Origin of the sequence: Lutibaculum baratangense AMV1, assembly GCF_000496075.1 — a bacterium.
GTDB classification, from domain to species: Bacteria; Pseudomonadota; Alphaproteobacteria; order Rhizobiales; family Tepidamorphaceae; genus Lutibaculum; species Lutibaculum baratangense.
Genome location: NZ_AWXZ01000012.1, coordinates 79,766 through 100,984 on the forward strand (window position 1 = coordinate 79,766; position 21,219 = coordinate 100,984).

A 21,219-nucleotide genomic window follows, 5' to 3' on the forward strand; every position below is an offset into this window, starting at 1 on the left:
GAGGGGGCGCCGGCGGTCCGCCGCCGCGGGAGTCGATGGGCGCGAGCCCGTCTCTACCACCCCTCCGCGTCCGCCTCCAGACCGGCGTGGCGCCGGAGCGAAGGCTTCAGCCGGAGCGCAGCTTCGCCGAGCGCCGACGGAGAAGCTCGGCGGTGACGAGGAGCAGGATCGCCAGCACGATCATGATCGTCGCCGCCGCCGCGATGGTCGGCGAGATGTTCTCGCGGATCCCGGAGAACATCTCGCGTGGCAAGGTGCGCTGGTTCGGCCCGCCGATGAGGAGCACGGTGATCACCTCCTCGAGCGACACGGCGAAGGCGAAGAGGCCGCCGAACACGACCCCCGGCGCGATGAGCGGGAAGACGACGTGTCGGGCGACCTGGATCGGCGTGGCGCCGAGGCTCTGGCCGGCGCGGATGAGCGTGCGGTCGAAGCCCGAGAGCGTGGCACCGACGGTGATGAGGACGAAGGGCGCCCCGAGCACCGCGTGGGCGAGGATCAGGCCGAGATGCGTCGCCGTCAGGTTCCAGGGCGCGAAGTAGAAGTAGAGGCCGACGGAGTAGATGACGATCGGCACGATCATCGGCGCGAGCAGGAACGCCCCGACGAGCCGCTTGCCGGGAAACTCGGCGAGCCACAGTCCGATCGCGGCGAGCGTGCCGAGAACGCTCGCGATCAGCGCCGCGCAGACGCCGATGATCAGGCTGTTGCGGATCGAGAACATCCAGGTGCCGGAGAAGAAGAAGTTCTCGTACCACCGGAGCGTCAGCCCTCGCAGCGGATAGGTGAGGAACTGCCCGTCGTTGAAGGACAGCGGGACGATGGCGAGGATCGGCGCGACGAGGAAGACGAAGCCGGCGGTGGCCGCGACGTAGAGCACGACCCGCCAGACCTTCTCGGTGAGCGTGACGGAGCCGCTCACATGACCCCCCTCACCCCGCCCACGAGGCGGGAATAGACGGTGTAGAGGAGGAGCGTCGCCGCCAGCAGCCCGGCACCGAGCGCGCCCGCGAGCCCCCAGTTGACCGTGTCGGTCGTGTAGAAGGCGATGTAGTAGGAGACCATCTGGTCGGACGCCCCGCCGACGAGCGCCGGCGTGATGTAGTAGCCGAGCGCGATGATGAAGACGAGGATCGAGCCCGCCGCGATGCCCGGCATGACCTGCGGGATGTAGACGCGCCGGAACGCCGTGAAGGGCGGCGCGCCGAGCGAGCGCGCGGCCCGCATGTAGTGCGGCGGCACGGTCTGCATCACCGCGTAGAGCGGCAGGATCATGAAGGGCAGGAGAACGTGCGTCATCGAGATGATGACGCCGGTGCGGTTGTAGACGAGGCGGATCGGCCGGTCGGTGACCTGCAGGAACTGGAGCATCTGGTTCACGAGGCCCTGCTCCTGCAGCACGACGACCCAGGCCGCGGTGCGCACGAGAAGCGGCGTCCAGAAGGGCAGGAGCACGAGGATCAGGAGCAGGTTCGCCCGGTTCGCCGGCAGGCTCGCCAGGAGGTAGGCGATCGGGAAGCCGATGGCCAGGCAGAGGAGCGTGACGGACAGCGCGATCGCGAAGGTGCGGCCGTAGATCTGGAGGTAGATCGCCCGCTCGCGGGGGACGGAGGCGATCGAGCCGTCGGCCACACGCTGCCGGTCGATTGTCTGGAGGAGGTAGAAATCCGTGACCGGCCCCGCGGCGCGGCGGATCGCCGTCCAGGTGGCGGGCTCGCCCCAGCGCGGCTCGATCTCGAGGATCGCGTCGCGCCATGCGGGCGGCGTCTCGTCGAGCCGGGCGACGCTGCGCGCCGTGTTCATGACGAGCGAGCGGCCGCCGTCTAGGTCGTAGTTCAGGCGCCGCGCGACGCCCGCCGCCGTGCGTGCCTCGAAGGAGCTCGCGAGCTCCGGGCCCAGCACGGCGAAGACCTCCTCGCCCGGCACCTCGGCCTCGCTCCAGTCGTGTGCCTTCACGGCTTCGGCGGTTCGCGGCCAGGCCTGCATCAGGTCGCGGTCGACCACGGCGCGCTCGAGCATGCCGATGATCGGCGCCGCGAAGAAGGCGAGGACGAACAGGATGAGCGGCAGGACGAGGAGGAAGGCGCGCAGCTTGCGCCTCCGCTCCGCGCGGGCGAGCGAACGCTTGAGGGACCGCGCGGCGCGCGGCCCCTCCTGGGAGGTTTCGACCATCAGGGCCCGGTCAGTTCGTGGCGGCCCAGCGGCCCCAGCGCTCGGTCAGCCGGTCGATGTTCTCGAGCCAGAACTCGTCGGAGATCTGCAGGGCGTTCGCCATGTTCTCCTCCGCCGTCGGAAGCTCGGCGAGCCTCTCGGGATCGATCTGCTCCGATGCGGCGGGGTTCGTCACGCCGTATGCGATCGCCACCGGCAGCTTCGCCTGGTTGTCGGCGCGGCCGACGAATTCGAGGAAGGAGTAGGCGGAGTCGATGTTCTTCGAGCCGGCCAGGATGACCCATGAATCCAGGGTGAAGAGGCTCTCGTCCCAGACGATGCCGAAGTTGCGGCCGTCGCCCTTGTTCGCGGCGTCGATGCGGCCGTTATAGACCGAGGTCAGCGCCACTTCGCCCGACGCCAGGAGCTGCGGCGGCTGGGCGCCGGCCTCCCAGAAGACGAGGTCGGGCTTGATCTCGTCGAGCTTCGCGAAGGCCCGCTCGACGCCTTCGTCGGTTCCGAGCGTCTCGTAGACCTCGGAAGGCGCCACGCCGTCGGCCATCAGGGCGATCTCGAGATTGGTCTTCGGGCCGTTGCGCAGGCCGCGCTTGCCGGGGATCTTCTCGAGGTCGAAGAAATCGGCCCAGCCGGCCGGCGCCTCGGCGATCTTGTCGCGGTCGTAGCCCATGACGAAGTTGTAGACGATCGCGCCCACGCCGCAGGGATGGACGGCGGACTCGATATACTGGTCCTCGCCGCCGATCTTCGAGAAGTCGAGCTCCTCGTAGAGACCCTCGTCGCAGCCGACCTGGAGCTCCTCCGATTCGACCTGCACGACATCCCACGTCGCGTTGCCGCCCTCGACCTGCGCGCGGATGACGCCGATGCCGCCGTCCCAGCTCTCCTCGACGAGGTCGATCCCCGTCTCCTCCTCGAACGGATCGAAATAGACCTCGCGCTGGGCGTCCTGATAGGCGCCGCCCCACGACGTCACCGTCACCTGCTGCGCCGCCGCGAGGCAGGTGCTTCCCAGAAACGCCGCGGCAAAGCCCGCCAACACCTTCGTCCGTAATTCCATCGTCCGCTCCTCTGTCCCACGCGACCCGTCGCCCGGGGCGATCTCGTGCCGCCCGCGAAGGGGATCGTTACCGAGCCGGGCGCGCTTCGCAACGTTCTTCGCACGGGAAGGGCGGAATCTGCGGCGAAGCGAAGCTGGCCTCAGCCCCGCTCGCGGCGTTCGACCATCCTCGCCTCCGCCTCGACGACCGGGCGGACGCCCTCGGCCATCACCCGCCCGAGGATCTCGACGAGCGGCGCCCGGAAGGCTTCGTCCGAGCGCAGGCGCTCCGGGAAGACGTCCGGCAAGGCGAGCAGCGCGCCAGCGAGCACGCTCGCGTCGCCGCCGGCCGACGACACGGCGGAGGCGATCGCTGCCTCGCGCGGGTCGCGCAGCGCATAGGTGTCGCCCGCCTCCGAGCGGCCGAGGCAGTAGCGCATCCACATCGCCGCCGCGAAGGCGAAGGGGCGGACCGGCGTTCCCCGCTCCAGCGCCTCGATCGCCGGCGCCGCGATGCGCTGCGGCAGCTTCTCCGTGCCGTCCATCGCGATCTGGTAGGTCTGATGCGCGATCGCGGGGTTCGAGAAGCGCTTCAGGAGATCCTCGGCATAGGCCGCGCGGTCGATGCCGGAGAGCGGCTTCAGCGTCGCGGCCGCAGCCGCCATGTGCCGCCGCACGAGGAGCGCGAGCGCGGGATCGGCCATCACGTCGCGCACGAACCCGCGCCCCGAGAGAAAGCCCGCATAGGCGAGCATCGAGTGCGCGCCGTTCAGCATGCGCAGCTTCATCTGCTCGTAAGGGGCCACGTCATCGACGAAGAGTGCGCCGCCGGCCTCCCAGGCCGGTCGACCGTGGGGAAAGCGGTCCTCGATCACCCACTGCGAGAAAGGTTCCGTCTCGATCGCCGCCTCGTCGCGCAGCCCCGTCAGGCGCTCGGCTTCGGCGAGCGTCTCGTCGCCCGCCGCAGGGGTGATGCGGTCGACCATCGAGGAGGGGAAGCTGACCCGGCGCTCGATGAAGTCCGCGAGGCGGGGCCGCGCCCTGCGGGCGAATGCGATCACGCCCATGCGCAGGAGCTTGCCGTTCTCGGGCAGGTTGTCGCATGAGAGCACGGCGAAGGGCGCCGTGCCCGCCAGACGTCGGCGGCGCAGGCCCTCGACGAGAAGCCCCAGGACCCCCGAGGGATTTCCCGGCGCGGCGAGATCCGCCGCCACGGCCGGGTGGGCCTCGTCGACGTCTCCGGCCGCGCGGTCGATCCCGTACGCCTTCTCGGTGACGGTCAGTGTGACGATCTTCGTCGCGGGATCCTGGAGCGCGACGAGCAGCCGCTCTCCCGAGCGCGCTGCGGCGACCGCCGTGGCGATGCTGCCCACGATCCGGGCGGTCGTGCCGTCGCTTCCCCGCGTCAGCAGCGTGTAGAGACCGTCCTGCGCGTTCAGCGCGTCGACGACGCCGGTCGAGCGCAGGCTGACGCCGAGGATGCGCCAGTCGCCGCCGGCCTGCGCGAGCGCGTCGTCGGTGTAGACGGCCTGGTGGGCGCGGTGGAAGGCGCCGATGCCGAGATGCACGATGCCCGTGCCGTGGCTCGCGGGATCGTAAGCCGGGCGCGCGGCCGCATCCCTGGCGGAGGCGAGCGTGGCGGAGCCCAGACGTTCGCTCATGCAGCCGTTCCGGAGGCGTGGCTCAGCGCCGTCATCACGCCGCGCAGCTCCGCGAGGCCCTTCAGGCGGCCGATCGCCGGATAGCCCGGCTGCGCCTTGCGATTCAGGTCGTCGAGGATGTCCTGTCCGTGGTCCGGGCGGAAGGGGATCGACCAGTCGACCCGGCCGGCGGCCCGGCGACGCGCCTCCTCCTTCAGCGCCGCAGCCATGAAGGCCACCATGTCGGTGTCGCCGCCCAAATGCTCGGCCTCATGGAAGGAGGCGGGCCATCCTTCGCCCTCGCGCTTCACGTTTCTCATGTGCAGGAAATGCACGCGGTCGCCCAGGCGATCCATCATGCCCGGAATATCGTTGTCGGCCCGGGCGCCGAGCGAGCCGGAGCACAGCGTGATGCCGTTCGCCGGGCTGTCGACCGCCTCCATGATCGCCCGGTAGTGCGGCTCGGTCGACATGATGCGCGGCAGGCCGAGCAGGGGGAACGGCGGGTCGTCGGGGTGGCAGCAGAGCCGCATCCCGAGCCGCTCCGCCACCGGCACGACCTCCTCGAGGAACGCGACGAAATTCCCCCTGAGCGTCTCCTCGTCGATCGCCGCGTACTCCTGAAGGTGCCGCCGCACGTCCTCCAGCGTGAAATGCTCGGCCGCGCCCGGCAGGCCGAACACGACGTTCCCGGCGAGCGCCGTCTTCCGCTCGTCGTCCATCGCCCGGAAGCGGCGCTCCGCCTCCTCGGCGACCTCCGGCGCGAAATCCTCCCGCGCCCCCGGCCGCTCGAGGATGAAGATGTCGAAGGCGGCGAAGTCGTGGACGTCGAACCTCATGCAGGTTCCGCCGTGCGAGACCTTGTAGGCGAGGTCCGTGCGGGTCCAGTCGAGCACCGGCATGAAGTTGTAGCAGATCACCTCGATCCCGGCCGCCTTCAGGTTCTGAAGGCTCGCCTTGTAGGCCGCGAGGTGCTCGCGCCAGGCGCCCGTCTGCTTCTTGATGTCCTCCGACACCGGCAGGCTCTCGACCACCTCCCAGGCGAGCCCCGAGGGCGTGCCGTCGCGGCGCGTCGCGATCTGGCGCTGCCGCTCGGCGATCTCGGCGAGCGCCCAGACCTCACCCGTGGGCACGTGATGGAGCGCGGAGACCACGCCCTCGACGCCCGCCTGCAGCATCTCGTCGATGCCGACGAGATCGCTCGGACCGAACCACCGCCATGTCTGCCGCATCGGGCTCTCCTCCGGGTCTGTCTGCCTCGCCTCCATCGTTAGCCCGAACAGGCACTGTTGACTAGTATGGTAGTCTCGACTTTACTCGGCTCCCATCAGGAGGTGGGACGCACGTGGACATGCCGCAGACGAAGGCGAGACAGGTGATCGCGCTCGACGGCGCCGCGCCGATCGGGCCGCAGCTCCTGCGCAGCCTGCGCGAACGCATCATCCGCACCGAGCTCGTCCCGGGCATGCGGCTCTCCGAGCAGGAGGTGGCCCAGACCTACGACCTGTCGCGCCAGCCGGTGCGCGAGGCCTTCATCCGGCTCGCCGAGGAGGGGCTCGTCGAGATCCGGCCGCAGCGCGGCACGTTCGTGAGGAAGATCTCGGAGAGCGAGGTCGTCGACGCGCGCTTCGTCCGCGAGGCCGTGGAGGCGGATCTCGTGCGGCTCGCGGCCGAGAAGGCCGACGCCCGCCTCGTCTCCGAGCTGCGCCACCTCGTCGCGCTCCAGGACCAGGTTTCCGACGGCGACGCGGCGAACTTCATGCGGCTCGACGAAGCGTTCCACCGCCTTCTCGCCGAGGTGGCGGGCAGGCCGCGCACCTGGACGATCCTCGAGACCATCAAGGCCCAGATGGACCGCGTGCGCTACCTCACCGCGAGCGAGTTCCCGAAGGCGCTCCTCATCACGCAGCACATGGCGATCGTCGACGCCGTCGCCAGCGGCGACGCGGCGGCGGCCGAGGCGGCGATGCGCGAGCACCTGCGCAAAGTGCTGTTCGACCTGCCCGCCATCATGGCGGCGCACCCGCTCTTCTTCGAGGCCGGCCACAAGGCCGGCTGAACGACAAAGCCAGCATACGGAGGAAACAATGCTGCAGGGACTGTTCAAACGGATGCTCGTGGCGGGCGCCGCGACCGCCATCCTTTCCGGCGCCGCCTTTGCGCAGGAGACGACGCTGAAGCTCGGGCACCTCGCGAACGAACAGAACAGCTGGCACAAGGCCGCCGTGAAGTTCGGCGAGGAGCTCTCGGCCCTCACCGACGGCCGCATCGCCGTCGAGGTCTACCCGAACGAATCGCTCGGCTCGGAGATGGACCTCATCAACGGCATGCAGCTCGGCACGGCCGACATGACGATCACCGGCGAGAGCCTGCAGAACTGGGCACCGAAGGCCGCGCTCCTGGCGATTCCGTATGCCTACCAGTCGCTCGAGGAGATGGACGAGGTCGCCTCCGGCGAGATCGGCGACGAGATCGAGCAGCAGATCATCGAGACCGCCCAGATCCGCCCGATCGCCTATTTCGCGCGCGGGCCCCGCAACCTGACGTCGAACCGGCCGATCACGAGCCCCGACGAGCTGAACGGCCTGAAGCTGCGCGTGCCGAACGTGCCGCTCTTCGTCGGCGTCTGGGGCGCGCTCGGCGCGCAGCCGACCCCGATGGCGTTCTCGGAGGTCTTCACCTCGCTCCAGAACAGGACGATCGACGCGCAGGAGAACCCGCTCGCCCTCATCAACTCGGCGAACTTCGCCGAGGTCCAGAGCCACGTGAACCTCACCGAGCACGTGCGCTCCTGGATCTACCTCACGATCTCGGAGATGGCGTGGGACCAGCTCTCCGAGGAGGACCAGCAGGCGGTGATGGAAGCCGCCAAGCGCGCCCAGGAGTATGAGCGCGAGGTCTTCCTCGAGGACGAGGAGGCCCTTCGCACGACGCTTCAGGAAAAGGGCATGGAGTTCGTCGAGGTCGACACGCAGGCCTTCGCCGAGAAGGCGCGCGACGCGGTGCTCTCGAACGTGAGCGACGAGATCCGCCCGACGGTCGAGAAGCTCTTCGAGAACTGATCGCCGGTCCGGCACGGATCGCGACGAAGCGTCCGGACGGCCCGCAGGCGGGTCGCCCGGACGTCGGCCGACGACAAAGAGACGCGGACGGGGGAAGGGAAACGTGCCGTACAGCAAGCTGCACGACGGCGTCGTCACGATCTGCCGCATCGGCACGGGTGTCGCCTTCGCCGTCCTGATCGCGACGGTGCTCATCCAGGTCGTCGGCCGGTCGATCCTCAACAGCTCACCGCCGTGGACGGAGGAGCTGACGCGCTACGCGCTGCTCTGGCTCGTCGCGTTCGGCGCAGGCCTGTCGCTGCGGTCGGGCGACCTCGTCAATGTCGACATCGTCTCGGAGGCCCTGCCCGGCCGCTGGCCGTGGCGTCTGCGCCTCTTTTCCGCGCTCGCGACGGCGGGGCTCTGCCTCGTCCTCATCTATCCCGCCTGGCGCTTCACCTCGATCGGCGTCCGGCAGACCTCGCCCGTCCTCGCGATTCGCATGGACTTCATCCACGCGAGCATCGTCGCCCTTCTTGTCCTTCTCGCGCTCTTCGCCCTGATGCGCGCCGCGGCGATGCTGACGGGGCGGTCGGACGGCTATCCCACCTTCAACGCCGAGCCGCGCCCATGAACCTCGCCATCCTGCTCGGCGTCTTCGTCGGCGGCCTGATCGCCGGCATCCCCGTGGCGGTGACGCTCGGCCTCGCGTCGCTCGCCTACATCCTCGCCGCCGGGCTGCCGCTCGTCGTCATCCCGCAGAAGATGTACGCGGGCATGGACGTCTTCGTGCTCCTGTCGATCCCGGGCTTCATCCTCGCCGGCAACCTGATGAACCGCGGCGGCATCACCGAGCGGATCATCCGCTTCGCAAACGCCGTCGTCGGCTGGCTGCGCGGCGGGCTCGGCCTGTCGAACGTCGCCGCGTCGATGCTCTTCGGCGGCATCTCCGGCACCGCCGTCGCCGATGCCGCCTCGATCGGCGGCGTCATGATCCCCGGCATGAAGAAGGCCGGCTACCCCGCCGACTTCTCCGCCGCCGTGACCGCAGCCTCCTCGACGGTCGGCCCGATCATCCCGCCCTCCGTGCCGATGATCATCGTCGGCTCGCTGTCGGGCATCTCGGTCGGGCGCATGTTCATGGCGGGCGCGATTCCCGGCGTCCTGCTCGGGGTGGCGATGATGGTGACGACCTACATCATCGCCGTGCGGCGCGACTTCCCCCGCCAGCCCTGGCAGGGCGTGGGCGAGCTCGGGCGCGCCTTCCTCGGCGCCTTCTGGGCACTCTTCATGACGGCGCTCATCGTCGGCGGCCTCCTCTCCGGCATGATGACCCCGACCGAGACCGCGATCGTCGCGAGCTTCTACGCCTTCATCGTGGGATCGTTCGTCTACCGCGAGCTGCCCGTCCGGCAGGTGCCGAGCGTCGTCATCGACAGCGCCGTGACCTCCGCCGCGATCCTCGCGCTCGTCGGCTTCGCGAACGTCTTCGGCTGGATCCTCGTCTCCGAGCGCATCCCGCAGACGATCGCGCAGGCCGTCCTGTCGGTGACCGACAACAAGTATGTCGTGATCCTCCTGATCAACATCTTCCTCCTGTTCATCGGCATGTTCATGGAGACGATCGCGGCGCTGATCGTGCTCTTCGTGCCGCTCCTGGCGCTGGCGCAGAGCGTGGGCGTCGATCCGCTGCACTTCGCCGTCTTCGCGGTGCTCAACCTGATGATCGGCCTGACGACGCCGCCCGTCGGCGTCTGCCTCTTCGTCTGCGCCAACATCGCGCGGCTGCCGCTCGCGAGCATCGTGCGTGCGATCCTGCCCTTCCTCCTGACCAACCTCGTCATCCTCCTGATGGTCGCCTACATCCCGGCGCTGTCGACCTGGCTGCCGAGCATGCTCTTCGACTGAGGACATCCAAGACATGGAAACCAGAGTCTGCCGCCTGCACGGCCAGCACGACCTCCGCCTCGAGACGCTTCCGGTGTCCGCGCCCGGCCCCGGCGAGGTGCTCGTGCGGATGGGCGCGGGCGGCATCTGCGGCTCGGACCTGCACTATTTCCACGACGGCGGCTTCGGGCCGATCCGGGTCAGGGAGCCGATCATCCTCGGCCACGAGGTCGCGGGCACGGTCGAAGCCCTGGGGCCGGAGAGCAAGGGCCTCGCCGCGGGCGACAAGGTGGCGCTGAACCCGAGCCGGCCCTGCGGCGAATGCCGCTATTGCCTCAAGGACCACTTCAACCACTGCCTGAACATGCGCTTCTTCGGCTCGGCCCTGCGCTTCCCCCACGAGCAGGGCGGGTTTCGCGAGCGCATGGTCGTGCCGGCGGCGCAGTGCGTGAAGCTGTCGCCTGGAACGAGCCTCTCGGCCGGCGCCTGCGCCGAGCCGCTGGCCGTCTGCCTGCACGCGGGCAACCGCGCCGGCGACCTTGAAGGCAGGCGGGTGCTCGTGACCGGCGCCGGGCCGATCGGCGTCCTCTGCGCAGCCGTCGCACGCGCGCGCGGCGCGGCCGAGATCGTGGTGACGGATCTCCAGGACCACGCGCTGGCGGTCGCTTCCGCCATGGGCGCGACCCGCGCCGTGAACGTCGCCCGCGACCCGCAGGCCCTCGACGCCTACGCCGCCGACAAGGGCAGTTTCGACGTCGCCTTCGAGTGCTCCGCCGCCGCGCCCGCCCTCGCCGCCGCGATCGCGACGGTGCGCCCGCTCGGCCGCATCGTGCAGGTCGGCGTGACGGGCGGCCTCGCCGTCCCGATCAACCTGCTCGTCGGCAAGGAGATCGCCCTTGTGGGCACGCATCGCTTCCACGAGGAGTTCGCGGAGTCGGCGCGCCTGATCGACGGGGGCGAGATCGACGTCGCGCCGATGATCACCCACCGCCTGCCGCTCGACCGGCTCGACGAGGCCTTCCGCGTCGCCGGCGACCGCAGCCAGGCGGTTAAGACGCAGCTCGACTTCGCCTGAAGGCGCCGGCGCCGCCCCGGCGGGTCAAGATCTCGAAGCGCGATCCGCCTGCCTCTTCAGCATCCCGAACAGGGGCGTCTGGCTGAGCACGATGAAGGCGAGGAACAGGGTGAGGACGAGCGAGACCGGGTGCGTCACGAAGCCCAGGAGGAACTCTCCGACCATGTGGCGCTCCGAGATCATCGCCCGGCGGAACGAGGCGTCCATCAGCGGGCCCAGGATGATGCCGAGGACGACGGGCCCGACGGGATAGCCGTACATGCGCATGAAGTAGCCGAGCACGCCGAAGCCCAGCATCATGTAGACATCGACGGGGTTGTTGCCGACCGCATAGGTGCCGACCGCGGACAGGACGATGATCAGCGGGATCAGGATCCCCTTCGGCAGCTCCACGATCTTCGAGAAGACCCTGATGCCGGTCAGCCCGAATACGAGGAGGAAGATGTTGGCGAGCGTCAGGCAGCCGACGGTGAACCAGAAGAGGTGCGGCGTCTCGACCATCAGGAGCGGCCCCGGCTTCAGGCCGTGGATGTAGAGCGAGCCGATGATGATTGCCGTCACCGCGTCGCCCGGGATGCCGAGGGTCAGCATCGGGATATAGGCGCCGCCGACGGCCGCGTTGTTCGCCGATTCCGGCGCGACGAGCCCCTCGTAGGCGCCGGTGCCGAAGGGGCGCGAGGGCTTCTTCACGCTGCGCCGCGCCTGGTCGTAGGCCATGAGGGCCGCGACGTCGCCCCCGGTGCCCGGCAGCGCGCCGATGACGACGCCTATGGCGGAGGAGCGCAGCGACAGCGGCAGGTAGCGCCGCACGAGCCCCCAATCCGGCAGGAAGCTCGACGCCTTCTGCCTGATCGCCGTCTTGTCGAGATGGTGGATCTGCACGAGCGCCTCGGCGACGCCGAACAGGCCGATCATCGCGGCGATGTACGAGATCCCGTTCATCATCGCGATCGTGCCGAAGGTGAAGCGGCCCTGGGCCGTCATCGGGTCGAGCCCGATCATGCCGATCAGGACGCCGAGCGCGCCGGCGAAGATCCCCTTGGCGAGCGACCCCGACGAGAGGCTTCCCACGAGCAACATGCCGATGATCGCGAGCAGCAGGTAGTCGCGGGAATCGAACATGAGCGCGAAGCTCGAGATGAGCGGCGCGCCGACCGCGAGCGCGGCGATGCCGACGAAGCCGCCGACCACCGACATCACCGTGGTCACGCCGATCGCCCGTCCCGCCTCGCCGCGCTGCGCGAGCGGATAGCCGTCGAGCGCCGTCGCGATCGCGCTCGGCGCGCCGGGGATGTTCAGGAGGATCGCGGTGCGCGAGCCGCCATAGACGCCGCCGAGATAGACGCCGGCGATCAGCGCGAGCGCGTCGTTCACGTCCCATTTGAAGGTGAAGGAGATGAGGATCGACACCGCCATCGTCACCGACAGGCCGGGGATCGCGCCGACATAGACGCCGGCGAGCGTCCCGAGCGCGGTCAGCAACAGGAGGCTCGGGTCCGTCCACGCCATCAGGAAGTAGCCGACGTCCTGGAACATCAGAACAGCACTCCCTTCGGCAGGATCACCGAGAAGACGTAGCGGAAGAGGACGTAGATCACGGCGAGGCTGCCGGCGGCGAGGAGGAGCGGCATCGCGAGGCCGCCCCGGTGGAGGAACCAGAAGCCCGCCCAGAGGAACAGGAAGGACGCGACGAGGAAGCCGAGATACGGCAGCGCCACCATGTAGAGGGCGATCAGCGCGACGAAGAGGACGAGCCGCACCGGCAGGATCGTCTCGGCGAAGGACGCGGCCTCACCGCCTTCCGTGCTGCGGGGCCGCCTGGCGCCCTGGAGGAGCGCGACGAGCGCGCTGACGACCATCGTGCCCGCCGCCAGCATCGGGAAGACGCCGGCGCCGGACAACGAGTCGAAGCCGGAGATGCCGCGGGCCTGCCAGAGCGCGAGCGCGCTGAAGACCAGGAGGGCGAGGCCGAAGGCGAGTTCTCCCGGACGCCGCCGGCGTTGCGTTGTCATGGCTCGGATCGACTTCTTCGCAAGACGCGGCGCGGCCCCGGCTTCGGCTCGCCGGGGCCGCCCGATGGGCGATCAGGGCTTCGGGATGCCGAGGTCCTCGGGCGAGACCTTCGTCTCGCCGGCCTCCTGCAGGAGCCACGTGGTCGTCGACTGCCAGTCGTCCAGGAACTCGCGCGCCTCGTCGCCGGAGATGTTCATGACGATGTTGCCGCGGTTCTTCATCAGCTCGACGAAGTCCTCCGACGAGGCCGCGGTGTCGAACGCCTCGACGAGCGCCGTCTTCGCCTCCTCCGGCACGTCCTGCCGCACGAAGACGCCGTAGAACGGGCCCCAGGGGAGGTACTTCTCCATCTCCGGATACTCGTCCGTGATCGCCGGCACGTTCGGCAGCTGCTCCACCGGCTCGGTGTTGATCACGGCGAGCGGCTTCACCTTGCCCGCCCGGATGAGCTCCGCCGCGGCCGAGATGCCGGAGGGGATGAAGTCGACATGGCCGCCCTGCAGCGCCGTCAGCGCCGGCCCCTCGCCGTCGAACGGCACGGCCGTCACCTCGTAAGGGGCGACCGCGTTCAGCATGGCGTTGACGACGAACGGAATGCCGCCGGGTCCGGTCGATCCCATCTTGATCTCGCCCGGCCGCTCGTTCGCGTCGGCCACGAGCTCGCTGAAGCTGTTCCAGGGCGCGTCCGCGCGGGCGACGACGACGCCCACGCCGCGCCCCAGGATGTTGACGGGGTAGAAGTCCGCGTAGTCGATCTCCGACAGGCCCATCACGCCGTGAAGCTGCGGGTTCTCCGCGCCGTAGAGGATCGTGTAGCCGTCGGCCGGCGCCGCCGAGACGAAGGCGGTCGAAATGGCGCCGGTGCCGCCCGGCCTGTTCACGAGCACGATGCTCTGGCCGAGCGCCTCCTCGGCCGCCGGCGTCACGGCGTGGGCCACGACATCGGTCGCCCCGCCGGCGCCCCACATGATGATGCCCTGCAGCTCGTGGTCCGGATAGTCCTGCGCCTGGGCCGCGAGGCCGGCGCCGACGAGCATGGTGGTCGCCGCGAGCAGCGTGCGAAAGATCATGTTTTCCCTCCCGTTTCTGATCCGGCCCCGGCGCAAGCTTGACGGCGCGAGCCCGGTAAAACGCCCGTTTCGGGCGCCCCCCGTTTCAATGTCACCGCCGCCGGCATAACGCAATTGTCAATCGGCAGCTCTTCCCACGGGCGCTCCCGCTTCGGCCGCCAACACCCGCGGACGCCTGCTTCAAGGAGCGGCCGAGCACTGGCCGCGCCGGCTCGTTTGGGTGCATGATACCCCGGCAGCCGGGCCCCGACGCCCTCCCGGCGGCGGCTTCCGCTGCGGAACCGACATCGCGTCTCCGCCACAAGCGGCAAAGCCGGGCCCAGACCGCACGATGATGAGAAGAGTGCCTTCACGACCCGACAGATCCCGTGCCGCCTGCCGCCTGCCGCGTCCGTCGCCGGGCGCTCGGGCACGGCTCGACGGCCGGATTGCCGCCGCTCGACGGCCTCCGCCGGGAGCGTCCCGACCTTGAACCTGCCCGTTCTCCTGGCCGTCGTCGCGACGCTCTTCGTGATCATCGCGCTCAGCGAGCCGCTGGCCGCGCGGCTGCGGCTGCCCTACACCGTGATGCTCGCGGCGATCGGCATGGTCATCGGCTCGGCCGCCGGCTTCGTGTTCAACACGGACCTCACGGACCTTCTGAACCCGGTCGCCCGGGCCTTCCTCGACCTGCCGGTGAACTCGGCGGTCTTCCTCTACATGTTCCTGCCCACCCTGCTCTTTCAGGTGGCGCTCGGCCTCAACATCCGCCGGATGCTCGACGATTGGGTGCCGATCCTCGTCATGGCGGTCGTCGCGGTCGTCGTCGCCACCTTCGCGGTCGGCTTCGCGCTCCTGCCGCTGAGCGGCCTGTCGCTCGCCACCTGCCTCCTGATCGGCGCGATCGTCTCCACCACCGATCCCTCGGCGGTCGTGTCGATCTTCCGCGACATCGCCGCGCCGCAGCGGCTGACGCGCATCGTCGAGGGCGAGAGCCTTCTCAACGACGCCGCGGCGATCGCGCTGTTCAGCCTGTTCCTCGCCTTCGTGATGGCCGGCGTGCCGGATCCCTCGATGTCGGGCGCGATCACCCGCTTCCCGCTGCTCCTCGTGGGAGGCGCCGCCGTCGGCTACCTGCTCGGCCGGGTCGGCGTGACGTTTCTGCGGCTGCTCAATCGCCGCCCGCTCGCCCAGGTCTCGATCAGCCTGCCGCTGCCCTACCTGACCTACATACTGAGCGAGCAGGTCCTGCAGGTCTCCGGCGTGATCGCCGTGGTCGCCGCCGCCGTCACGATCAACCTCCTGGGACCGGGGCGGCTCTCGCCGGCCGCCTGGACCTACATGCGCGAGGTCTGGGACCTTCTCGCCCACTGGGCCGGGTCGCTCATCTTCGTGCTGGCGGCCCTCCTGATCCCACGCCTCCTCGAGAGCGTGACGCTGTCGGACGTCGCCCTGATTCTCGTGGTGACCGTCGCCGCCATCGCCGCGAGGGCGGCCATGCTGTTCGGCGTCATGCCGCTCCTCAGCCTCGTGCGCCTCTCGCCGAGGGTGGAGCGAAGCTACCGCGTGGCCATCCTCTGGGGCGGCCTGAGGGGGGCCGTCACGTTGGCGCTGGCACTGGCCGTCACGGAGAACGCCTACGTGCCTCCCGAGGCGAAGCGCCTCGTCGGCGTGCTCGCGACCGGCTTCGTCCTCTTCACGCTGATCGTGCAGGGCACGACGCTCAGATGGGTGATCCGCCGGCTCGGCCTCGACCGGCTGTCGCCGCTCGACGCCGCCCTGTCGAACCAGGTCATCGCGGTGGCGCTGCAGAACGTGCGCGAGGACGTGGCCGAGACGGCGCGGAGCTACGAGCTGACGCACGAGATCGTGCGCTCGGAGGCGAAGGCCTTCGGCCAGAGGCTGGACAACGCCGTCTCGGCCGCGGAGGACAGCGTGGAGATCCAGGACCGCGACAGGATCACGCTCGGCCTCGTCGCCCTCGCGGGCCGGGAGCGCGATCTGATCCTCGAGCAGTTCCGCCAGCAGGTCATCTCGAGCCGCCTCGTCGACCGCATGCTCTCCGACGTCGACCGGCTGATCGAGCGCACGCGCGCCGGCGGCCGGACGGAATATCGCAGCGCCGGACGGCGCAGCCTCGGCCAGGGGCGCGGCCGCGGCTACAGGCTCGCGGCCATGCTGCACAACCGGCTCGGCATCTCCCGCTTCGTGTCGCGCATGGCGGCCGACCGCTTCGAGATCCTGCTCGGCCACCGGCTGATCCTGCGCGACCTGCACGGCTTCATCGACATGAAGATCCGCCGCATCCACGGCCGGCGCGTCGCGGACCTCCTCCACGAGATGCTGCAGCGGCGCCTCGAGGAGACCGAGCGGGCGCTCGAGGCGCTGCGGCTGCAGTATCCGGGCTACGCGGAAGAGCTCGAGCGCCGATTCCTGCGCCGGACGGCGCTGCGGCTCGAGGAACGCGAGTACGGCGCGCTGCTGGGCGACGGGCTGATCGGGCAGGAGCTCTATGCGACGCTTCTGGGCAACATCAATGCGCGCCGCGCGCAGGTCGAGAGGCGGCCACCGCTCGATCTCGCCCTCCACAAGGCGGAGCTGATCCGCCGCTTCCCGCTCTTCGCGAACATGACGGAGGAGCAGAGGGGACGGCTGGCACGCGGCCTGCAGACGATCTTCGCCGCTCCCGGAGACGTGCTGATGCGGCGCGACAACCCGCCGGAGCGCGTCTTCTTCATCGCCTCCGGAGCCGTCGAGCTCGAGACGGCCGGCCAGACCTTCCGCCTCGGCCGCGGCGACATGTTCGGCCAGCTTCGCCTTCTCGCGAAGTCCACCAGGAGGAGCCAGGCGACGGCGATCGCCTACAGCACGCTATTAAGTCTCGACGACGCCCGGTTCCTGCGCCTGTTGAAGCGCAACGACGCCCTCCGGGAGGCGGTCGAGCGGAGCGCCATCGCGCGTGGCTCGACGCCGGCCGCCGCGGCGGCGATCGCCGCGCCGGGGGATGGGGATGGTGCTAAGGGCGACGGCGCCGGGCCCGCCGAGACGGGTCGGCCGCCGCTTGCGGACGCCGAGGAGCCTCCCCGCGAGCGACCTGACGGGACCGATGCCGAGGCCACTGGCCCAGAGCGGAACCTCGCCAGCAGCCACGCCTAGGTGCCGGGGCGCGAGGGGGCGGGCTCTGAAGCGAAGCCCGCTCCGTCGCGGCGGAGTGAGGCCGCCTCTCCGGTCCCGGTGCGGCTGCGGCCAGGAACTTCAGCGCCTGAACGCGCATTGAGCGGTTGCAGCGAGGTGGAAGATGGCGGACGAGCAGAACGGCCGGGCTTTGAGCGATGTCCTAGATCGGCTCGAGAGCTCCGTCCACGACGAGAGCATCCGGGTGGAGGAGGTGGTCGAGAAGCTCGGCCACAAGTCCTTCGCGGCCCTGATGCTCGTCTTCTCCCTGATCTCCACCTCTCCGGCGAGCGCCATCCCCGGCATCACGGCGGTGGTCGCCCTGATCGTGTTCATCCTCGTCGTGCAGATGATCGCGGGGCGCAAGAGCGTCTGGCTGCCCCGCTTCATCACGCGTCGCCGCATGTCGACGGAGAAGCTCTGCAAGGGCATCGGCTGGCTGCGCAAGCCGGTCCATTTCGTCGAGAGGTTCCTGAGGCCGCGGCTCACCTTCCTCCTGCACCGGCCGTGGCTCCTGCTGCCGCTCCTCCTGATCATGGGCCTCACGCTGTTCATGCCGCTGATGGAGGTGATCCCGACATCGGGCTCGATCGCCTCGGCGGTGATCGCCCTCTTCGCCGCGGGCCTGCTGACGCGCGACGGTGCCCTCGTCGTCGGTTCGCTCATCCTGCTCCTGGCGGTGCCGCTGGCCGTCTGGCATTTCGGCTTCAGCGGCTGAGGCAGGACCCCGCGAAGCCGGCGGCCGGCCGGCCCGCCTCCTCTCCGGACAAGAGTCTTCCAGCACCGAATCTCCGGAATACGCCCGCGTTCCGGCCGGAAACGGAACATTTCTGCCGCGCCGTCTTGCGGGGTGCTTCCACATACTTATCGACGGCATGTAATTCGTGGTAACGTTCTCTATCCGCATGGCTCGTGCGGCATTGCGCTCATACGCGGCTCTTACCTGCCTCTGCGGAAAACGCAAGAAAAGGGAGGAACATAATGACCGTTTCGATCCATCCAGCCGTGGATCACGGCCTTCCGGTTGCCGCCCCCGGATTCTCCGGCGGCAAGCTCCATTGCAGGTGTCCCGACAACAAGGTGGAGGTCACGCTACATGCACAGACCGCCCACAACCATGTCTGCGGATGCACGAAGTGCTGGAAGCCCGAGGGCGCGAACTTCTCGATGGTCGCCGTCGTGCCGCGCGACAGTCTCGAGGTGACCGCCAACGCCGACAAGCTCCAGCCGGTGGATCCGAACGCCGCGATCATCCGGTACGCCTGCAAGCAGTGCGGCACCCACATGTACGGGCGGATCGAGAACACCTCGCACCCGTTCTACGGCCTGGATTTCGTCCATACGGAGCTGTCGGACGAAACGGGGTGGTCGCCGCCGGAATTCGCGGCCTTCGTCTCCTCCATCATCGAGTCCGGTTTCCCGCCCGAACGCATGGGCGAGGTGCGCAGCCGCCTGAAGGAGCTCGGGCTCGAGCCCTATGACTGCCTGTCACCCCCTCTGATGGATCTCATCGCGAGCCATACGGCAAAGCAGAAGGCGCAGGCCGCAGCGGCTTGAAAGGCGCCGAATCCGGGAAAGTCGAGCGCAGAGCCGCCGCAGCCTCAGCCGCAGCGCGCTCCGCATCCTCAGACTCAGACACGCAAGACGAGCTGGTGGCAGTCGCTGCTCAAGCTCGGTCGGTCGAGCTGACCGGCTTTCCATCGGATAGGCGCGGACGAAGCGGCGGGTCGGAGCCCGCCGCGGCACGAAGGCCCCGGGACCCGCGGCGCAGGCCGGCCCGGGCCGGCACATCGAGGAACTACAAGGGGGGCGAGGCCCTATGGCCTCGTCCCCCCTTGAAACCATCCTGTCGAGTATGCCGCGGCGTCCGCCGGCCTCCCCCGGCAGGGGGCGCCCCTGCCCGGGGGAGGCCGCTACTGCTCGGTCTCCGTGCCGCCCTCCTCCTGCTCGGCGAGAAAGGCGATCACGTCGGCGATCTCCTCGTCCTTGCGCAGGCCGGGGAAAGCCATCTTCGTGCCCGGCACCGTCTCCCTGGGGTTCCGCAGGAAGGCGGTCAGATGCTCGACGTCCCAGACCTTGTCCTGGCCGAACTCGACCATGGCGTCGGAATAGTTGAACCCTTCGAGGCTGCCGGGCTGCCGGCCGAACAGGTCGTTGAGCTGCGGGCCGACCTTGTTCTGGGCGTCCTCGCCGACGGCGTGGCAGGCCTGGCACCGCCGGAAGACCTTGGCGCCGTCCTCCGCGTCGCCGTCCTGGGCCACCGCGGGGGTGCTCGCGAGGACCGCGAGCATCGTGATGGCGATCAGCTGCCTTGGCATTCGTTTCCTCCTCGAATGATCGTTCGCCGTTCCCGGCGCGGCACCGGGATGCCGTCCCGGGCGGGCTGAAATGAAGGCGCAGACGAAGCATGGGGACGCCCTCGGGGGCCCGGGGACGGCATGTTCGGCATGGGGTCCGGGCGCGGGGTGCGCCCGCGCCCGTCGCGGCGGGCCGCTACCGTCAGAACAGGACGACGGAGCGGATGGATTCGCCGTGGTGCATGAGGTCGAAGCCCTTGTTGATGTCGTCGAGGGGCATGGTGTGGGTGATCATCGGGTCGATCTCGATCTTGCCCTCCATGTACCACTCGACGATCTTCGGCACGTCGGTGCGGCCCCTGGCGCCGCCGAAGGCGGTGCCCTTCCAGACGCGGCCCGTCACGAGCTGGAACGGCCGGGTCGAGATCTCGGCGCCGGCCGGCGCGACGCCGATGACGATCGACTGGCCCCAGCCGCGATGGGCGCATTCGAGCGCCTGGCGCATCACCGTCACGTTGCCGGTGCAGTCGAAGGTGTAGTCGGCCCCGCCGATCTGGTCGGCGCCGCGCTTCGTCATGTTCACGAGATGGGGCACGAGGTCGGAGCCCACCTCCTTGGGGTTGACGAAATGCGTCATCCCGAAGCGCTCGCCCCATTCCTTCTTGTCGTTGTTGAGATCGACGCCGATGATCATGTCGGCGCCGGCGAGCCGCAGGCCCTGGATCACGTTGAGCCCGATCCCGCCGAGCCCGAACACGACCGCCGTCGCGCCAGCCTCCACCTTCGCGGTGTTGATCACCGCGCCGATCCCCGTCGTGACGCCGCAGCCGATGTAGCAGACCTTGTCGAACGGCGCGTCCTCGCGGATCTTCGCCACCGCGATCTCCGGCAGCACCGTGAAGTTCGAGAAGGTCGAGGTGCCCATGTAGTGGTGGATCGGCTTGCCGTCGAGCGAGAAGCGCGAGGTGCCGTCCGGCATCAGCCCCTGCCCCTGCGTCGTCCGGATCGCCGTGCACAGGTTGGTCTTGCGCGACAGGCAGGACGGGCACTCGCGGCACTCGGGCGTGTAGAGCGGGATCACGTGGTCGCCCTTCCGCAGGCTGCGGACCCCGGGCCCGACATCGACCACCACGCCCGCGCCCTCGTGCCCGAGGATCGCCGGGAAGATCCCCTCGGGATCGGCGCCCGAGCGCGTGAACTCGTCCGTGTGGCAGATCCCCGTCGCCTTGATCTCGACGAGAACCTCGCCCTCCTTCGGCCCCTCGAGCCGAACCGTCGCCACCTCCAGAGGCTTGCCAGCCTCGAACGCCACCGCAGCACGGCTCTCCATCCGGCTCTCCTCCCGCTCGTATTCGATGGTCCTTGGTCGCGAAGCTTTACAATCTTGCCGCTGCGATGCAAGCGATGGATGGTATGGTGCAAGAACCGACCAAGAAAAGATTCTGCAACTGCGAAGGGAGAACCCGCGTGTCGAAAGCAACGTGTGCAGTCGCGGTAGCGATGTTGGCCGTATGGACGGGTCTCGGCGACCTGAAGGCCCAACCCTCCGAGCTTCGGGGCTTCAACAACGACTATCCGACCGCGACGATTGCGGATTACGTGCTCGGCTGCATGGCCGCGAACGGGCAGACACGACAGGCGCTCGAACGCTGCTCCTGCTCCATCGACGTGATCGCGACGCTCCTGCCCTACGACCGCTACGAGGAGGCCGAGGCCTTCATGAGCCTCGGCCAGATCACCGGCGAGCGCGGCGTGCTGTTTCGCACCAGCGAGCAGTCGCACGGCGCGATCGACGCGCTGCGCCACGCGCAGATCGAGGCGGAGCTGCGCTGCTT

Annotated in this window: 19 protein-coding genes; 9 read left to right on the top strand and 10 right to left on the bottom strand. The window is 69.3% G+C overall.

The window, feature by feature from the left end; translation table 11 throughout:
• Positions 1-106: 106 nt before the first annotated feature.
• The 5 genes from N177_RS02275 to uxuA form a co-directional block, all read right to left on the bottom strand.
• Complete coding sequence (locus N177_RS02275) at positions 107-922, bottom strand: ABC transporter permease (protein ID WP_023430603.1); 816 nt, start codon at positions 920-922, stop codon at positions 107-109.
• Positions 919-2,172, bottom strand: coding sequence for an ABC transporter permease (locus N177_RS02280; protein ID WP_023430604.1), 1,254 nt, complete (start codon positions 2,170-2,172; stop codon positions 919-921). The genes N177_RS02275 and N177_RS02280 overlap by 4 nt, the downstream gene beginning before the upstream one ends.
• Positions 2,173-2,182: 10 nt before the next feature.
• Positions 2,183-3,229 (bottom strand): ABC transporter substrate-binding protein, encoded by a 1,047-nt coding sequence (locus N177_RS02285; RefSeq protein ID WP_023430605.1) that lies wholly within the window; start codon positions 3,227-3,229, stop codon positions 2,183-2,185.
• Positions 3,230-3,369: 140 nt separating this feature from the next.
• The gene (locus N177_RS02290; protein WP_023430606.1) at positions 3,370-4,869 is read right to left on the bottom strand and encodes a mannitol dehydrogenase family protein; all 1,500 of its coding nucleotides are present in this window, start codon (positions 4,867-4,869) and stop codon (positions 3,370-3,372) included.
• Positions 4,866-6,080 carry a mannonate dehydratase gene (gene uxuA, locus N177_RS02295; RefSeq protein ID WP_023430607.1) on the bottom strand — a complete coding sequence of 405 codons (1,215 nt, stop codon included), beginning with the start codon at positions 6,078-6,080 and terminating at the stop codon, positions 4,866-4,868. Before uxuA ends, N177_RS02290 begins: the two co-directional genes overlap by 4 nt.
• 119 nt (positions 6,081-6,199) lie before the next feature.
• Here uxuA and N177_RS02300 point away from each other — a divergent pair, with 119 nt between their 5' ends.
• The 5 genes from N177_RS02300 (at position 6,200) to N177_RS02320 (ending at position 10,851) form a co-directional block, all read left to right on the top strand.
• Positions 6,200-6,907, top strand: coding sequence for a GntR family transcriptional regulator (locus N177_RS02300; protein ID WP_040485014.1), 708 nt, complete (start codon positions 6,200-6,202; stop codon positions 6,905-6,907).
• A 28-nt stretch (positions 6,908-6,935) separates the two neighbouring features.
• Positions 6,936-7,910 (top strand): TRAP transporter substrate-binding protein, encoded by a 975-nt coding sequence (locus N177_RS02305; protein ID WP_023430609.1) that lies wholly within the window; start codon positions 6,936-6,938, stop codon positions 7,908-7,910.
• Positions 7,911-8,013: 103 nt separating this feature from the next.
• On the top strand, positions 8,014-8,523 hold the full coding sequence (locus N177_RS02310; protein ID WP_023430610.1) for a TRAP transporter small permease: 510 nt from the start codon (positions 8,014-8,016) through the stop codon (positions 8,521-8,523).
• Positions 8,520-9,797 (top strand): TRAP transporter large permease, encoded by a 1,278-nt coding sequence (locus N177_RS02315; RefSeq protein ID WP_023430611.1) that lies wholly within the window; start codon positions 8,520-8,522, stop codon positions 9,795-9,797. Before N177_RS02310 ends, N177_RS02315 begins: the two co-directional genes overlap by 4 nt.
• Positions 9,798-9,810: 13 nt before the next feature.
• A complete protein-coding gene (locus N177_RS02320; protein WP_023430612.1) occupies positions 9,811-10,851 on the top strand; it encodes an L-idonate 5-dehydrogenase in 1,041 nt (346 codons plus the stop codon).
• A 24-nt stretch (positions 10,852-10,875) separates the two neighbouring features.
• Here the strand turns inward: N177_RS02320 and N177_RS02325 are convergent, their stop codons facing one another.
• The 3 genes from N177_RS02325 to N177_RS02335 all read right to left on the bottom strand — a co-directional run bounded on the left by N177_RS02325 (position 10,876) and on the right by N177_RS02335 (position 13,934).
• Positions 10,876-12,387, bottom strand: a complete 1,512-nt coding sequence (locus N177_RS02325) for a tripartite tricarboxylate transporter permease (protein ID WP_023430613.1) — start codon at positions 12,385-12,387, stop codon at positions 10,876-10,878.
• A complete protein-coding gene (locus N177_RS02330) occupies positions 12,387-12,863 on the bottom strand; it encodes a tripartite tricarboxylate transporter TctB family protein (RefSeq protein WP_023430614.1) in 477 nt (158 codons plus the stop codon). The genes N177_RS02325 and N177_RS02330 overlap by 1 nt, the downstream gene beginning before the upstream one ends.
• Before the next feature lie 72 nt (positions 12,864-12,935).
• Entirely contained in the window at positions 12,936-13,934 is a 999-nt protein-coding gene (locus N177_RS02335) for a Bug family tripartite tricarboxylate transporter substrate binding protein (protein ID WP_023430615.1), read from the bottom strand.
• Between the two features lie 468 nt (positions 13,935-14,402).
• Between N177_RS02335 and N177_RS02340 the strand changes: the two genes are divergently transcribed.
• The 3 genes from N177_RS02340 to gfa all read left to right on the top strand — a co-directional run bounded on the left by N177_RS02340 (position 14,403) and on the right by gfa (position 18,644).
• A complete protein-coding gene (locus tag N177_RS02340) occupies positions 14,403-17,069 on the top strand; it encodes a cation:proton antiporter (protein ID WP_023430617.1) in 2,667 nt (888 codons plus the stop codon).
• 142 nt (positions 17,070-17,211) lie between these two features.
• On the top strand, positions 17,212-17,805 hold the full coding sequence (locus N177_RS02345; RefSeq protein ID WP_023430618.1) for an exopolysaccharide biosynthesis protein: 594 nt from the start codon (positions 17,212-17,214) through the stop codon (positions 17,803-17,805).
• A 263-nt stretch (positions 17,806-18,068) separates the two neighbouring features.
• Positions 18,069-18,644: an S-(hydroxymethyl)glutathione synthase gene (gfa, locus tag N177_RS02350; RefSeq protein WP_023430619.1), complete on the top strand. Its 576-nt coding sequence runs from the start codon at positions 18,069-18,071 to the stop codon at positions 18,642-18,644.
• A 356-nt stretch (positions 18,645-19,000) separates the two neighbouring features.
• Here gfa and N177_RS02355 read toward each other — a convergent pair whose 3' ends face one another.
• Both N177_RS02355 and N177_RS02360 read right to left on the bottom strand, forming a co-directional pair.
• The gene (locus N177_RS02355; RefSeq protein ID WP_023430620.1) at positions 19,001-19,405 is read right to left on the bottom strand and encodes a c-type cytochrome; all 405 of its coding nucleotides are present in this window, start codon (positions 19,403-19,405) and stop codon (positions 19,001-19,003) included.
• Positions 19,406-19,586: 181 nt separating this feature from the next.
• Entirely contained in the window at positions 19,587-20,714 is a 1,128-nt protein-coding gene (locus tag N177_RS02360; RefSeq protein WP_023430621.1) for an S-(hydroxymethyl)glutathione dehydrogenase/class III alcohol dehydrogenase, read from the bottom strand.
• Positions 20,715-20,884: 170 nt separating this feature from the next.
• Here N177_RS02360 and N177_RS02365 point away from each other — a divergent pair.
• On the top strand, positions 20,885-21,219 hold a 335-nt coding region (locus N177_RS02365), incomplete at its 3' end, for a hypothetical protein (protein WP_051402217.1).

Bases quoted from the DNA above. Each gene is read 5' to 3' on its own strand.
- N177_RS02280 (WP_023430604.1), bottom strand. From the start codon at position 2,172: ATGGTCGAAACCTCCCAGGAGGGGCCGCGCGCCGCGCGGTCCCTCAAG.
- N177_RS02285 (WP_023430605.1), bottom strand. From the start codon at position 3,229: ATGGAATTACGGACGAAGGTGTTGGCGGGCTTTGCCGCGGCGTTTCTG.
- N177_RS02290 (WP_023430606.1), bottom strand. From the start codon at position 4,869: ATGAGCGAACGTCTGGGCTCCGCCACGCTCGCCTCCGCCAGGGATGCG.
- uxuA (WP_023430607.1), bottom strand. From the start codon at position 6,080: ATGCGGCAGACATGGCGGTGGTTCGGTCCGAGCGATCTCGTCGGCATC.
- N177_RS02300 (WP_040485014.1), top strand. From the start codon at position 6,200: ATGCCGCAGACGAAGGCGAGACAGGTGATCGCGCTCGACGGCGCCGCG.
- N177_RS02305 (WP_023430609.1), top strand. From the start codon at position 6,936: ATGCTGCAGGGACTGTTCAAACGGATGCTCGTGGCGGGCGCCGCGACC.
- N177_RS02315 (WP_023430611.1), top strand. From the start codon at position 8,520: ATGAACCTCGCCATCCTGCTCGGCGTCTTCGTCGGCGGCCTGATCGCC.
- N177_RS02320 (WP_023430612.1), top strand. From the start codon at position 9,811: ATGGAAACCAGAGTCTGCCGCCTGCACGGCCAGCACGACCTCCGCCTC.
- N177_RS02325 (WP_023430613.1), bottom strand. From the start codon at position 12,387: ATGTTCCAGGACGTCGGCTACTTCCTGATGGCGTGGACGGACCCGAGC.
- N177_RS02330 (WP_023430614.1), bottom strand. From the start codon at position 12,863: ATGACAACGCAACGCCGGCGGCGTCCGGGAGAACTCGCCTTCGGCCTC.
- N177_RS02335 (WP_023430615.1), bottom strand. From the start codon at position 13,934: ATGATCTTTCGCACGCTGCTCGCGGCGACCACCATGCTCGTCGGCGCC.
- N177_RS02345 (WP_023430618.1), top strand. From the start codon at position 17,212: ATGGCGGACGAGCAGAACGGCCGGGCTTTGAGCGATGTCCTAGATCGG.
- gfa (WP_023430619.1), top strand. From the start codon at position 18,069: ATGACCGTTTCGATCCATCCAGCCGTGGATCACGGCCTTCCGGTTGCC.
- N177_RS02355 (WP_023430620.1), bottom strand. From the start codon at position 19,405: ATGCCAAGGCAGCTGATCGCCATCACGATGCTCGCGGTCCTCGCGAGC.
- N177_RS02360 (WP_023430621.1), bottom strand. From the start codon at position 20,714: ATGGAGAGCCGTGCTGCGGTGGCGTTCGAGGCTGGCAAGCCTCTGGAG.